The organism is Stenotrophomonas sp. TD3, assembly GCF_001939825.1.
Taxonomy (GTDB): Bacteria; Pseudomonadota; Gammaproteobacteria; order Xanthomonadales; family Xanthomonadaceae; genus Stenotrophomonas.
The window spans coordinates 289,878-302,610 of sequence record NZ_MOYM01000002.1 but is presented as its reverse complement, the minus strand read 5'-3'; the positions used below and the strand labels follow the sequence as shown (position 1 = coordinate 302,610).

12 protein-coding genes are annotated in these 12,733 nt (G+C 68.2%); 2 read left to right on the top strand and 10 right to left on the bottom strand.

The window, feature by feature from the left end:
• Positions 1 to 59: 59 nt before the first annotated feature.
• From BKE09_RS18220 to prmB, 10 genes are all read right to left on the bottom strand, one after another.
• Complete coding sequence (locus tag BKE09_RS18220) at positions 60 to 2,078, bottom strand: hypothetical protein (protein ID WP_075677095.1); 2,019 nt, start codon at positions 2,076 to 2,078, stop codon at positions 60 to 62.
• The gene (locus tag BKE09_RS18215; RefSeq protein WP_075677093.1) at positions 2,075 to 2,749 is read right to left on the bottom strand and encodes a DUF1449 family protein; all 675 of its coding nucleotides are present in this window, start codon (positions 2,747 to 2,749) and stop codon (positions 2,075 to 2,077) included. The genes BKE09_RS18220 and BKE09_RS18215 overlap by 4 nt, the downstream gene beginning before the upstream one ends.
• A 168-nt stretch (positions 2,750 to 2,917) precedes the next feature.
• Positions 2,918 to 3,574 carry a phosphoribosylanthranilate isomerase gene (locus BKE09_RS18210; RefSeq protein ID WP_014037969.1) on the bottom strand — a complete coding sequence of 219 codons (657 nt, stop codon included), beginning with the start codon at positions 3,572 to 3,574 and terminating at the stop codon, positions 2,918 to 2,920.
• Complete coding sequence (truA, locus tag BKE09_RS18205) at positions 3,571 to 4,341, bottom strand: tRNA pseudouridine(38-40) synthase TruA (protein WP_014037970.1); 771 nt, start codon at positions 4,339 to 4,341, stop codon at positions 3,571 to 3,573. Before truA ends, BKE09_RS18210 begins: the two co-directional genes overlap by 4 nt.
• Positions 4,342 to 4,373: 32 nt before the next feature.
• Positions 4,374 to 4,736 carry a VOC family protein gene (locus BKE09_RS18200; protein ID WP_075677367.1) on the bottom strand — a complete coding sequence of 121 codons (363 nt, stop codon included), beginning with the start codon at positions 4,734 to 4,736 and terminating at the stop codon, positions 4,374 to 4,376.
• Between the two features lie 26 nt (positions 4,737 to 4,762).
• Positions 4,763 to 6,787, bottom strand: a complete 2,025-nt coding sequence (locus tag BKE09_RS18195) for a FimV/HubP family polar landmark protein (protein ID WP_075677091.1) — start codon at positions 6,785 to 6,787, stop codon at positions 4,763 to 4,765.
• A gap of 150 nt (positions 6,788 to 6,937) precedes the next feature.
• Positions 6,938 to 7,966, bottom strand: coding sequence for an aspartate-semialdehyde dehydrogenase (locus BKE09_RS18190; RefSeq protein ID WP_049445577.1), 1,029 nt, complete (start codon positions 7,964 to 7,966; stop codon positions 6,938 to 6,940).
• 91 nt (positions 7,967 to 8,057) lie between these two features.
• On the bottom strand, positions 8,058 to 9,095 hold the full coding sequence (locus BKE09_RS18185) for a D-glycerate dehydrogenase (RefSeq protein WP_014037974.1): 1,038 nt from the start codon (positions 9,093 to 9,095) through the stop codon (positions 8,058 to 8,060).
• Entirely contained in the window at positions 9,088 to 10,191 is a 1,104-nt protein-coding gene (aroC, locus tag BKE09_RS18180) for a chorismate synthase (protein WP_005410486.1), read from the bottom strand. The genes BKE09_RS18185 and aroC overlap by 8 nt, the downstream gene beginning before the upstream one ends.
• Positions 10,188 to 11,117: a 50S ribosomal protein L3 N(5)-glutamine methyltransferase gene (prmB, locus tag BKE09_RS18175; protein WP_014037975.1), complete on the bottom strand. Its 930-nt coding sequence runs from the start codon at positions 11,115 to 11,117 to the stop codon at positions 10,188 to 10,190. The genes aroC and prmB overlap by 4 nt, the downstream gene beginning before the upstream one ends.
• Before the next feature lie 122 nt (positions 11,118 to 11,239).
• On the opposite strand from prmB, the gene BKE09_RS18170 reads away from it, so the two are divergent.
• The gene (locus tag BKE09_RS18170; protein ID WP_075677089.1) at positions 11,240 to 11,890 is read left to right on the top strand and encodes an SCO family protein; all 651 of its coding nucleotides are present in this window, start codon (positions 11,240 to 11,242) and stop codon (positions 11,888 to 11,890) included.
• Positions 11,887 to 12,729, top strand: coding sequence for an archaetidylserine decarboxylase (asd, locus tag BKE09_RS18165; protein WP_075677087.1), 843 nt, complete (start codon positions 11,887 to 11,889; stop codon positions 12,727 to 12,729). Before BKE09_RS18170 ends, asd begins: the two co-directional genes overlap by 4 nt.
• Positions 12,730 to 12,733 lie beyond the last annotated feature (4 nt).

Sequence of the window (12,733 nt, the reverse complement as noted above, 5' to 3'; positions counted from 1 at the left end):
CGGCCGCGGTTGCGGCCGGCGCGGGCGGGCGATGGCCGCAGCAGCCATCGCCCGATGCATCAACGGGCGCTGTCGACCACGGTGGCCGACACGGTCGGCACCGCTTCGGCATCCTCGGCGATCTGGCGCGGTGCCGGTTCGGCCACGGCCACGCCCAGGTAGCGCTGCATCAACTCCTGCACGATCGGGCTCTTGCCGGCGAAGCCTTCGATCGACTTGCCCAGCGACACCGCCTTGACCAGGTTCTCGAACATGCCGCCGTCGCCACCGACCAGGTCGATGTCGGCGTTGCGCAGCGCGCTGGCGATGACATTGGCGTTCTCGCGCGAGACTTCCTTGCCGGCTTCGATCGAGGCCAGCGCCTGCTTCAGGCTGTTGTCCAGCATCATGCGGAACTCTTCGTGGCCACGCGCCTGGTCGCTCAGCGAGGCGATGGCTTCGAACTTGCGCACCAGGCCCTCGGCCTCCGCCAGCAGCTTCTTCTGCACCACGCCGGCTTCGGCGTTGCCCAGCGATTCGGTGGCGGTGGCACGGGCCAGGCCCATCTTCTCCTCACCCTGCGCCTGCGCCTGCAGGGTCTCGGCCAGCACACGGGCTTCGTTGCTGCCCTGCTTCAGGCTGGCTTCGGCCTTGGCTTCGATCACGCGGGCCTCGGCGATGCCGACCTTCTCGATGGCCAGTGCCGAAGCTTCACGCACCTGCGCTTCGGCCAGGCCCGGCGCCGCCTGCTCGGCGCGCAGCGCGTCGGCCAGCAGGCGCTTGGCTTCGGCCTGCTTGCCGGCTGCTTCGTGCTCGGCCTGGGCGAGCGTGGTCAGTTCCACCGCACGATGCTTGGAGGCGGTCTCGCGTGCCTGCGCTTCCTTCACCTCGCGCACCAGCGATTCCTGCGCCTTGGCCTCGGCTTCCAGGATCAGCACCTGCTTCTGGCGGTCGGCCTCGGAGACCTCGCGCACTTCCTTGATGCGCTCTTCTTCCTGCGCCACGGTCTTGTCGATGGAGATGCGTTCGCGGGTGATGTTGGCCACGTCCATCTTGCCCTGCTCGACCACCTTGTCGCGCTCCACGCCCTGCAGCTGCACTTCGCGGTCGGTGGTGACCTGCTCCAGCTGGCGTGCGCGCTCCACGCGCTCGGCCTCGATGGCCACGGCACGCTGGCGGTTCTGCTCGGCCACTTCCACTTCGCGCAGGCGGTTCTGGTCGCGGATCTCGATCAGCTGCTGTGCTTCGATGCGGGCATTCTCGGACAGCTGGCGCTGCTCTTCCTGCACCTTGGCGGTCTCGGCCTCCTCGCGCGCGCGGATGGTCTCGATCTCGCGCTTCTGGCGTGCTTCGGCTTCGGCCTGCTGGCGTTCCAGCGCCAGCAGCGCCTCACGCGCTTCCACGTTCTTCTTGGTGATGGCGAGCTTCTCGTTCTGCTCCAGCTCGTTGGTCACCACGTTCTGCGCGGCGGTCAGCTCGGTGATCTTGCGGATGCCCTGCGCGTCGAGGATGTTGAACTGGTCCAGCAGCGACTTCGGGGTCTGCTCCAGGTAATCGATCGCCACGTCTTCCAGCACATAGCCGTTGAGGTCGTTGCCGATCACCGCGATGATCTCGTCGCGGAACTCCTGGCGCTTCTCGAACAGTTCGGTGAAGTCGAACTTCTTGCCGACCGTCTTCAGCGCTTCGGAGAACTTGGCGTTGAACAGCTCATCGACGGCATGCTTGTCCGACGCACGGTCGGCACCAATCGCCTTGGCCACGCGCAGCACGTCGGCCTGGGTCTCGTTCACCCGCAGGTAGAAGGCCACGGCGATGTCGGCACGCATGTTGTCGCGGCAGATCAGGCCTTCCTTGCCGCGGCGGTCGATCTGCAGGGTGATCAGGCTGATCCGCATCAGCTCGGCGCGGTACAGCACCGGGATGATCAGCGCACCGGTGAAGTGCACCTTGGGCGTGGAGCTCATGTCGTTGACGATCAGGGCCACGCCCTGGTCGACCTTGCGGTAGAAGGCCTTGAACAGCCCGGCCACGCCCAGCAGCAGGACGAGCAGGCCGCCGGCAACGGCCAGGATCGGTAAGAGGGATGCCAACGTCATTGATGATTCTCCTTGTTGCCCGGAAGCAGGTTGTCCTGGAAATCGAGGGCGATCGCATCGGCGCGGACCACCCGGTAATAGTGTTGTTCGGCCATGTGCTCGACCAGCACGATGCGCTCGCCACGCTGCAGTTCGATGTCGCTGCGGATCTGCAGCACCAGCCCGGCGCCGCCATCATCGACAGTGGCATGACCGCTGCGTGCGTCCACCTTCGGCGATGCGACCACGCCGATCCGGCCCAGCAGCGATGCCTGCGGCACCGGACGCAGGCGCAGCAGGAAGCGCCGGACCGGGCGCAGGATCAGCGCGACGACCGGTACCGCAGGCAGCGGTGCCAGCACCGCCACGAGCGTACCCAGGCCCCAGCGCAGCAGGTCCGGCAGCGGCAGAAGTACGAACAGATGGATGAAATAGGTGATGAGCCAGCCGAACAAGCCCAGCAGGGTGACCACCACCATGATCGGGACGCCGCCCAGGCCCCAGCGCGCCAGCATGGCCGACAGGCCACTGAGGTCGGTCCCCGCCTCGAGCGCGCCATCGGCGCCGAGATCGCCAAAACCGTCATCGACCAGGCCGAACGCCGCAACCGCCCAATACATCACCGACACCAACAGCAGAATGCTGTACGGCAGCGTCGGGTAACCGAGTACGACGGTGAGAAACTCCTGCATCGCTTGCCTTCCTGGGCTATGGGCGGCGGCCGCCCGTTCGGGGCGCGCCGAGCGCGTCCCGTCGATCCCCGCGCCAGCCCTCATGGCAGGCGCGCTTGGGACCATCCTATGTGAAGAATGCGTGCAGGCTCAAATCCAGGTCCAAATCACGGCAAATAGTGACGCGAATCACTCGAGAACCGTGCAATCGGCGCGGCGCACTTCCTCGACGAAGGTGCGCATCTTGTAGCCGTCCTTGATGCCCGGTTCCAGTTCGATGCCGCTGGAGACATCCACGCCCCACGGCAGGGTGGCCAGCACCGCGTCGTAGACGTTTTCCGGGTTCAGGCCACCGGCCAGCAGGAACGGGCGATGCAGGCCGGTCGGGATCCGCCCCCAGTCGAAGGCCACGCCGGTGCCGCCACCGCCGCCCGGCGCATGGCTGTCGAACAGGAAGCCGGCGGCGCTGGGATAGCGCAGCTGCAGGGTGCGGGCGTTGATCTCTTCACGCCCGCCCATGGCGATCGCCTTCAGGTACGGCATGTTGAAGCTGCGGCAGAAGCTCTCGTCTTCCTCGCCGTGGAACTGCAGCAGGGTCGGTCGTACCGTGCGCAGCACCTCGCGCACCTCTTCCTTGCTGTTGTTGCGGAACAGCGCCACCACGTCGACCATCGGCGCGATCGCCTGGCGCATCGCGCGTGCCTCGGCCGGGGCAACCCGGCGGCTGCTTTCACGGGCGAAGATGAAACCCACCGCGTCCACACCCAGTTCACCGGCCAGGCGGACGTCGCCGGCCCGGGTCATGCCACAGAACTTGATGCGCGTGCGGTAGTAGGAGCGGCTCATAGCGTGACCTCGGCGGGCAGATGCCAGTTGTCGGGGTACAGGGGCCCAAGGAACACCAGGCCCTGCGGCGGTGCGGTGGGACCGGCTACGGTGCGATCGCGCCCGGCCAGCAATTCGGCGATCCATTCCACCGGTTTTTCGCCGCTGCCCACCAGGATCAGCGATCCGACGATATTGCGGACCATGTGATGAAGGAATGCATTGCCCTGCACGGCGACCTCGATCACCTCACCCTGGCGGCTGACCTGCAGTGACTGCAGTTCACGCCGTGCATGCAGCGCCTGGCACTGCACCGAGCGGAACGCACTGAAGTCGTTCTCGCCGAGCAGGGCCTGGCCGGCGGCATGCATCAGGGTCTCGTCCAGCGCACGGCGCTCCCAGCTGAGGGTCTGCCGCTGCAGCGCCGGCCGCACTTCGCGGTTGAGCAGGCGGTAGCGGTAGCGGCGCGCACGCGCCGAGAAACGGGCATGGAAATCATCGGCCACCGGCACGCACCAGCGCACCGCGATCGAGCGCGGCAGGCGGGTGGTGGTGCCCAGCATCCAGGCGCGCGGATCGCGCACCACGTCGGTATCGAAGTGGACGACCTGGCATTGGCCGTGCACACCGGCATCGGTGCGGCCGGCACAGACCACCTGCAGCGGCGCATCGGCCACCGACGACAGGGCCTGCTCAAGGCTGGCCTGCACGCTGGGGCCGCCCTCGCCCAGGTTCTGCCAGCCCCTGAAATCGCTGCCGTCGTATTCGACGCCAAGCGCGTAACGCATGTGCTACCTCGATGTTGCGGGTGGGGCGGCGCTCAGGCCGGATCGCGTTCGGACCAGACCGCCAGTTCGTTGCCACCGGGCTCGACGAACTGGAAGCGGCTGCCGCCGGGGAAAGAGAACACCGGCCGCACGACCTCACCGCCAGCGTTGCGCACCGCCGCTTCGATCGGCGCCAGCTGGTCGGCATACAGCACCAGCAGCGGCGCACCGCTGTCGCTGGCCCGTTGCGGCTGGCCGCGGAAGAAGCCGCCCTGCAGGCGGCCATCGTCGAAGGCGGTGTAGTCGCTGCCGTAGTCGACGAACGACCAGCCGAACACCTTTTCGAAGAAGGCGCGGCTGGCGGCCGGGTCACTGGAGGCGAATTCAACGTAGTCGATGCGGCGCTCGCGGCTCATGGCACGGTCCTTGTCGGCGGGGTCGGTCACGGCAGGCGGGCCAGCAGTTCGCGAGCTTGGGCCTGGCAGTGCAGGTCGCCGCCCTCGGCCACTTCCTGCAGCAAGGTACGGGCGGTCTGGGCATCGCCCAGATCGAGGTAGGCGATGGCCAGCTCCAGGCGTTCCTGCCCGGCGCGCGGCGCCCAGCCGGCATCGCTGGCCAGTGCCGCGGTGCCTTCTTCATGCGCGGCCGAGGCCAGCGCGTCGTGCGGCACTGCGCTTGAATCCCCGCTGTCATGGTGTTCGGCCGGCAGGTCGAACACACCGCGGAACTGAGGCTGCTGTTCGGCGTGCAGCGCGTAGTCCGGCACTGCGATCTCGTCAGGGACTGCCTGCGCGACCGGCTCATCCTGCACGGCTTCCGGCACAGGGGTGTCCTGCGTAGTCACTGGCTCGTCCCAGCTCGGCAGGTCGGTCACGGCCTCGGGCAGCTGCACCACTTCGTCATCGCGCAGCGTCTGCGCCTGCCAGTCAGCCTGGGCGGCGACGTCGGCGACCGCTTCGGCAGCCACGTCATCCTGCACCTCGGTTTCGCTCGCCCAGGCCGGCATCGCCGGCTCCTGGCGGCCACTGTCGGACACCGCCGTCGACCACGAAGACTGCTCGGCCAGCGTATCCAGCGCCGCGCCCGCCGGTACCGCAGCGGCCAGGCCGGCGGCATCGCCTTCCTCGCGCAGCGGCGGCAGTGGCGACGGCTTGCGACGACGCAGCAGCCAGGCCGCGCCGGCCGCCAGCAACAGCACCGGCAGACCCAGCCAGTACCACGGCGTGGCCGCATCGCGGGCATCCGGTGCCTGCGCCAGGCGCTGCTGCGCGGCGGCCAGGTCGTTGTCCTTCATCGCGATCAGCGACTGCTGCTGTTCCTTGAGTTTTTCCAGGTCGGCCACGCGCTGCTTCAGCTCGCCGATCTCGGCATCGCGGGTCGCGATGTCCTCGCGTGCCTGGCGCAGTTGTTCGTTGCCCAGCATGTCACCCTCGCTGCCGGCTCCAGTGCCGGTGGTTGTGCCCGCGTGCGCGGCGTCGGAGGCCAGCGCCGGAGCGATTTCAAGTCGTGCCCCATTGGCCGCAGCCGGGGAAGAAGCGTTCGTGGTTGCCGCCGTGGCGACCGGGGCCACGGTACCCGCTGGTTGCGGCACGGTGCGTGCCTGCCGCCACTGTGCGGCATGCTCACGCACCAGCGCTGCGGCCTCGGCGGCATCGACCGCCGCCAGTGCATCGCTGCCGGGCATGCGCAGCACGGCGCCCTGCTTGAGCAGGTTGACGTTGCCGCGGATGAAAGCCTCCGGGTTGGCGCGCAGCAGCGCGATCATGGCGCGGTCGCGGCTGACCTGGTTGCCGCGGGCCACCGCGCTGGCGATCTGCGACAGGGTCTGCCCACGCTGGACGGTGACGCTGCCATCGGCTGCCGGCGCGGCAGCGGGTGCAGCCACTGCACGCGGGCGGGCCGGTGCGGGTGCCGGCGTGGCGGCGGTGGACGCCGCAGGCGCGCTCGCGCTCTCCGCAGCGGCGGGCGACGGGGTGGCCTCACGGGCGATGGTGTTGGAGAGCGTACCTGCGGGTGCAACGATTTCCGGCTCGGCCACGGCCAGTGCACTGGACGGTGCATCGACCAGCGCCGAGTACTCGCGCACCAGGCGACCCTGGCCCCAGTCGGCCTCGATCAGGAAGCTCAGCGACGGGGTCTCGACCGGCGTCTGCGAGGTTACCCGCACCACCGCCCTGCCCTGCGCATTGCGGGTCAGTTCGAACTGCAGTTCGCCGACCAGCCCGGTCGGCCGCTGCAGGCCAACGCGCTCGAAGGTGACCGGTGAGGCCAACGCGACACGCAGGTTCTCCAGCTCGGACGGATCGGCGGAGACCACCGGGATTTCGGCCAACAGGGGCTGGCCCGGCTTGGACAGGACACGGATGTCGCCCAGACCCAGGGCAAGCGCCGAACTGCTGGCCAGGGCCAGCAGCGCGGTGGAAAGATAGAGGAGCGGGCGCTTTGCGCCCCTGGCCCGTTTATTCATGGGCGACACTATAAAGCGTGCGGACCGGGGTCCGCACCCACCGGAAAGACCCTTGAGGGAGTGCCGGCCGCTGGCCGGCAATCCCTTCGGCCGGTGGCTCAGGGCAATGCCGGCCAGCGGCCGGCACGACCGGTGAGGCAACCGCAGTGATCAGCGCTGCTCGGCGGCGACCAGCTCAGCCAGCTGCACGGCATTCAGGGCAGCACCCTTGCGCACGTTGTCCGACACGATCCACAGGTTCAGGCCGCGCGGGTGCGACAGGTCCTCACGGATGCGGCCGACATACACCGCGTCGGTGCCCGAGGCGTGGGTGACCGGGGTCGGGTAACCACCGGCCTCGTGGCGATCCACCACTTCGATGCCCGGCGACTGCTCCAGCAGCGCGCGTGCTTCTGCCACGGTGACCTTGTCGCGGGTCTCGATCGCCACCGATTCGGAGTGGCCGTAGAACACCGGCACGCGCACCGCGGTCGGGTTCACCAGGATGCTGTCGTCGCCAAGGATCTTGCGGGTTTCCCAGATCAGCTTCATCTCTTCCTTGGTGAAGCCGTTGTCCTGGAAGTCGTCGATGTGCGGGATCAGGTTGAAGGCGATCTGCACCGGGAAGCGCTGCGGATCGATCTCCTGGAAGCTCAGCAGCTGACCGGTCTGCTTGCCCAGCTCCTCGGTGGCCGAACGACCACCGCCGGACACTGACTGGTAGGTGGAGACGTTGATGCGCTCGATGCCGTACTTGCGGTGCAGCGGTGCCAGCGCCACCAGCATCTGCATGGTCGAGCAGTTGGGGTTGGCGATGATGCCGCGCGGACGGTTGGCGACCTGTTCCGGGTTGACCTCGGACACCACCAGCGGCACGTCATCGTCGTAACGGAAGGCCGAGGAGTTGTCGATCACCACCGCACCGGCGGCGGCGAACTTCGGTGCGTATTCCTTGGACACGCTGCCGCCAGCCGAGAACAGCGCGATCTCGACACCGGTCGGATCGAAGGTGGCCAGGTCCTGGACCGTGACCTTCTGGCCGTTGAACTCGATCTCACCGCCGGCCGAACGCTCGGAGGCGAGAACGCTCAGGGTGCCGACCGGGAAGTCACGCTCGGCCAGGATCGACAACATGGTCTCGCCGACGGCGCCGGTGGCACCAACGACGGCGACGTGGAAACTGCGCTGTGCATTGCTCATGGGGGAAACTCTCACGAAAACGGGGATGGGAAAAAACACGCACGACAGCTGGGTTCGGGGAACCTCCTCAAGCGGGGCGCGCGGAGGTTCCCTATCGTTTCCCGGTTTTTTTGCCCAGGGTCACGCGCGCGGCCATCGCCGCGTCAGCGTTGATCGCGCTCGGCATGCGCGACGGGCCGCCGTCCAGGCCGAGCCCGGCGACCAGATTATCGACGGCCAGCTGTACCATCGCCGTGCGCGTGGCCAGCGAGGCACTGCCAATGTGCGGAGTGAGCACGACGTTGCGCAGCGCCAGCAGTTCGGGGCGTACCTTTGGCTCGCCTTCGTACACATCCAGACCCGCTGCAGCAAGGCGACCGTTGGCCAACGCATCGGCCAGCGCGATCTCATCGACCAGGCCGCCGCGGGCGATGTTCACCAGCGTCGCCGACGGCTTCATCTTCGCCAGCGCGGCGGCATCGATCAGATGATGCGAGGCCGGCGTGTACGGCAGCACCAGCAGCAGGTGGTCTGACTGCGCGAGCAGCGTATCCAGGTCCACATAGGTGGCGCCCACTTCCGCCTCGGTCGCGGCCGGCAGCTGCGATCGGTTGTGGTACAGCACCTTCATGCCGAAACCGTGCGCGCCGCGGCGGGCGATACCCTGGCCGATGCGGCCCATGCCGAGGATGCCCAGCGTGCTGCCGTGGATGTCGGCACCGAGCATGGTCTGGAACGACCACTGCTGCCACTGGCCTTCGCGCAGCCAGCGCTCGGATTCAGTGATGCGGCGCGCGGTCGCCATCAACAGGGCGAAACCGAGATCGGCGGTGGTTTCAGTGAGGACGTCCGGGGTATTGCTGGCGAGGATGCCGGCCGCGCTGAGCGCGTCGACGTCCAGGTTGTTGTAGCCCACCCCGACATTGGCGATCACCTGCAGCTGCGCGGCGCCGGCCACCTGGGCCGCACCGATGCGCTCGTTGAGGGTGATGATCGCGCCATCGGCGCTGGCCAGCTGTTCGGCGATCTGGTCGGGCGACCAAGCGGTGACCGTGTCGGTGCTGCGCAGCTGCACGCGATCGCGCAGCGGCGCGATGGCCGCGTCGATCAGCGGCTGGCTCACCCACACGGTCGGCCGCGTGTCAGCCATCGATCTGCCCGGGAATGCGCGGGGTGATCGTGCCGACATCGCCGCACTGCGCGCGGTGGCGCAGCGCCTGGTCCATCAGCACCATCGCCACCATCGCCTCGGCGATCGGGGTGGCACGGATGCCGACGCAGGGGTCGTGACGACCGGTGGTGACCACTTCCACCACGTTGCCGGCGGTATCCAGCGACGGGCCCGGCAGGCGCAGGCTGGAGGTCGGCTTGAGGGCGATCGAGGCGACCACCGGCTGGCCGGTGGAAATGCCACCGAGGATGCCGCCGGCATGGTTGCTGGCGAAGCCCTGCGGGGTCAGCAGGTCGCGGTGCTCGGTGCCCTTCTGCGCGGCGCTGGCGAAACCGTCGCCGATTTCCACGCCCTTCACCGCGTTGATGCTCATCAGCGCGGCAGCGAGTTCGCCATCAAGCTTGCCGTAGATCGGCTCGCCCCAGCCCGGCGGCACGTTGTCGGCGACCACGTCCACGCGCGCACCGACCGAATCTCCGGACTTGCGCAGCGCATCCATGTACGCCTCCAGCTCGGGCACCTGTGCGGCGTGCGGCCAGAAGAACGGGTTGTCTTCCACCGCCGACCAGTCGAAACCGGCCGGGGTGATGTCGCCCAGCTGCGACAGGTAGCCACGCACGGTGACGCCGAAGCGCTCGGCCAGCCACTTCTTGGCGACCACGCCGGCGGCCACGCGCATGGTGGTCTCGCGCGCCGAGGAACGGCCACCACCGCGCGGGTCGCGGATGCCGTACTTGTGCCAGTAGCTGTAGTCGGCATGGCCCGGCCGGAACTGCTGGCCGATGTTGGCGTAATCCTTGCTGCGCTGGTCGGTGTTGCGGATCAGCAGCGCGATCGGGGTGCCGGTGGTCAGGCCCTCGTACACGCCGGACAGGATCTCGACCTCATCGGCCTCGCGCCGCGCCGAGGTGTGCCGGCTCTTGCCGGTGGCGCGGCGCTGCAGGTCGTGGGCGAATTCGGCCGCGTCCAGCGCCAGCCCCGGCGGGCAGCCATCGATCACGCAGCCGATGGCCGGCCCGTGCGACTCGCCGAACGTGGTGACGGTGAACAGCTTGCCGAACGAATTGGAGCTCACGGGCGCTGCGCCGCCAGTTCGGTGATGCGCGCGCTGTGGGCGATCAGCTCGCGGCATTCGACCGCGAAGATGCCCATCTGGCCGACCTTGAACTCGATCCAGGCGAAATCGACTTCCGGCAGCAGCTTGATCAGATGCTGTTCGGACTCGCCCACTTCACAGATCAGCAGGCCGTCTTCGCTCAGGTGCAGCGGCGCGTCACGCAGGATCTTCAGCACCAGGTCCAGGCCGTCGTCGCCGGCACGCAGGCCCATTTCCGGCTCGTAGGAGTATTCCTTCGGCAGCGCATCGGTCTCGTCGTTGGTGACGTACGGCGGATTGGTGACGATCAGGTCGTAGTGGCGGCCGGACAGGCCGTTGAACAGGTCCGACTTGATCAGGTTGACGTTGTACGCCTGCAGCCGCTCCCGGTTTTCTTCAGCCAGCGACAGCGCGTCGTCGCTCAGGTCGACGCCGTCCACCTGCCAGTTCGGGTAGTAGTGCCCCATGGCGATGGCGATGCAGCCCGAACCGGTGCACAGGTCCAGCGCACGGTACACGTCGCGGCCGGCCAGCCAGGGCTCGAAGCCGCACTCGATCAGTTCGGCGATCGGCGAGCGCGGCACCAGGGCGCGCTTGTCGCTCTTGAAGCTCAGACCGGCAAACCAGGCTTCACCGGTCAGGTAGGCGGCCGGGATGCGTTCGTCGATGCGGCGCTGGAACAGCTCCAGCACGCGCAGCTTCTCGGCCTGCAGCAGGCGCGCCTGGCCGTAGGCCGGGCCGAGGTCGTGCGGCAGGTGCAGGCTGTGCAGCACCAGCTGGGTGGCCTCGTCCAGCGCGTTGTCGTAGCTGTGCCCGAAGGTCAGCCCGGCTTCGTTGAAACGGCTGGTGCCGTAGCGGATCAGATCGATGATCGTGTGGAGTTCGGCGGCCGTTTCAGCGGTCATGGCGGTACTGCGGGCAAAGTGGCCCCCGATTATAGGGGCTGGCGCCCGCGGCGGCATCCGTTGCGGCGGAAACGATCGGGCCGCAGCCGGTATGATGGAGCCCATTTCGCGCGGGAGCCCCCATGTTCAATCGCAACGCCGGCATCATCCTGCTGATCGCCCTGGCGGCGGGGCTTGGCCTGCTGGCCGCCCAGCAGGTGTTCGCGCCGAAGCCGCCGGCCAACGCCCCGGCCACCGAAGCGATCACCCTGTACCCGCACCCGCGTGAACTGCCCGACTTCAACCTGGCCCAGTCCGATGGCACCCGCCTGATCCCGGGCGAACTGAAGGGCCACTGGACCCTGGTGTTCCTGGGCTTCACCTTCTGCCCCGACGTCTGCCCGACCACGCTGGCCGAGCTGGCCGGCGCGCAGAACCAGTGGGAGGCTCTGCCCGATGGCCTGCGCCCGCGCGTGCTGTTCATCTCGGTCGACCCGGACCGCGACAGCGCCACCCGCCTGGGCGAGTACGTGCACGGCTTCCACAAGGACACCCTGGCCGCCACCGCCGATATCCCCTCGCTGGAGCGCTTCGCCACCTCGCTGGGCTTCGTGTTCCAGAAAGTGCCGGGCAAGCATTTCGACGAGAACCCCGAGGACTACACCGTCGAGCATTCGGCCAGCCTGGCCGTGCTCGACCCGCAGGGCCGTCTTGCCGGCCTGGTGCGCCCCCCGTTCAACGCGCCGGCGATTGCCCGCGACCTGCAGAAGCTGACCGAGAAAACCGCCCCATGAGCCTCACCACCGCCCTGACGTACGCCCTGCCCCATCGCCTGCTGTCCTCGATGGCGCGCTCGCTGGCGTACTCGGACGATCCGCGCGTGTCGCGCTGGCTGATCGACACGGTCACCCGCAAGTTCAACGTCAACCTGGACGAAGCGGCCAACCCGGACCCGCGCAGCTATGCGACCTTCAATCAGTTCTTCACCCGCGCACTGAAGCCGGGCGCGCGCGCGGCCGATGCCGATCCGCGCAGCCTGGTGATGCCGGCCGACGGCCGCATCAGCCAGCTCGGCAGGATCGAGGCCGGCCGCATTTTCCAGGCCAAGGGCCAGTCGTTCACCGCCGCCGAGCTGCTGGGCAGTGACGAGGATGCCAAGCCGTACAACGATGGCCTGTACGCCACCGTGTACCTGTCCCCGCGCGATTACCACCGCGTGCACATGCCGTGGACCGGCACCCTGCGCGAGACGGTGCACGTGCCGGGGCGCCTGTTCAGCGTCGGCCCGGCCGCCGTCAACGGCGTACCGCGCCTGTTCGCGCGCAACGAGCGCCTGGTCTGCCACTTCGACACCAGCTTCGGCCCGATGGTCAGTGTGATGGTCGGTGCGCTGCTGGTGTCCGGCGTGGAAACCGTGTGGAGCGGCGAGGAGATCCCGGCCTACGGTGATCGCATCACCCGCAAGGACTACCGCGGCCAGGGCATCAAGCTGGAGCGTTTCGCCGAAATGGCACGTTTCAACTACGGTTCGACCGTGATCGTGCTGCTGCCGCCCGGCGTGGCCGAGTTCGCCCCGCAGCTGGGCGCCGAAAGCCCGGTGCAGCTGGGCCAGGCGCTGGCGAAGCTGCGCTGACAAA

Coding starts and splice junctions, on each gene's coding strand:
- BKE09_RS18220 (WP_075677095.1), bottom strand. CDS start 2,078: ATGACGTTGGCATCCCTCTTACCGATCCTGGCCGTTGCCGGCGGCCTG.
- BKE09_RS18215 (WP_075677093.1), bottom strand. CDS start 2,749: ATGCAGGAGTTTCTCACCGTCGTACTCGGTTACCCGACGCTGCCGTAC.
- BKE09_RS18210 (WP_014037969.1), bottom strand. CDS start 3,574: ATGAGCCGCTCCTACTACCGCACGCGCATCAAGTTCTGTGGCATGACC.
- truA (WP_014037970.1), bottom strand. CDS start 4,341: ATGCGTTACGCGCTTGGCGTCGAATACGACGGCAGCGATTTCAGGGGC.
- BKE09_RS18200 (WP_075677367.1), bottom strand. CDS start 4,736: ATGAGCCGCGAGCGCCGCATCGACTACGTTGAATTCGCCTCCAGTGAC.
- BKE09_RS18195 (WP_075677091.1), bottom strand. CDS start 6,787: ATGAATAAACGGGCCAGGGGCGCAAAGCGCCCGCTCCTCTATCTTTCC.
- BKE09_RS18190 (WP_049445577.1), bottom strand. CDS start 7,966: ATGAGCAATGCACAGCGCAGTTTCCACGTCGCCGTCGTTGGTGCCACC.
- BKE09_RS18185 (WP_014037974.1), bottom strand. CDS start 9,095: ATGGCTGACACGCGGCCGACCGTGTGGGTGAGCCAGCCGCTGATCGAC.
- prmB (WP_014037975.1), bottom strand. CDS start 11,117: ATGACCGCTGAAACGGCCGCCGAACTCCACACGATCATCGATCTGATC.
- BKE09_RS18170 (WP_075677089.1), top strand. CDS start 11,240: ATGTTCAATCGCAACGCCGGCATCATCCTGCTGATCGCCCTGGCGGCG.
- asd (WP_075677087.1), top strand. CDS start 11,887: ATGAGCCTCACCACCGCCCTGACGTACGCCCTGCCCCATCGCCTGCTG.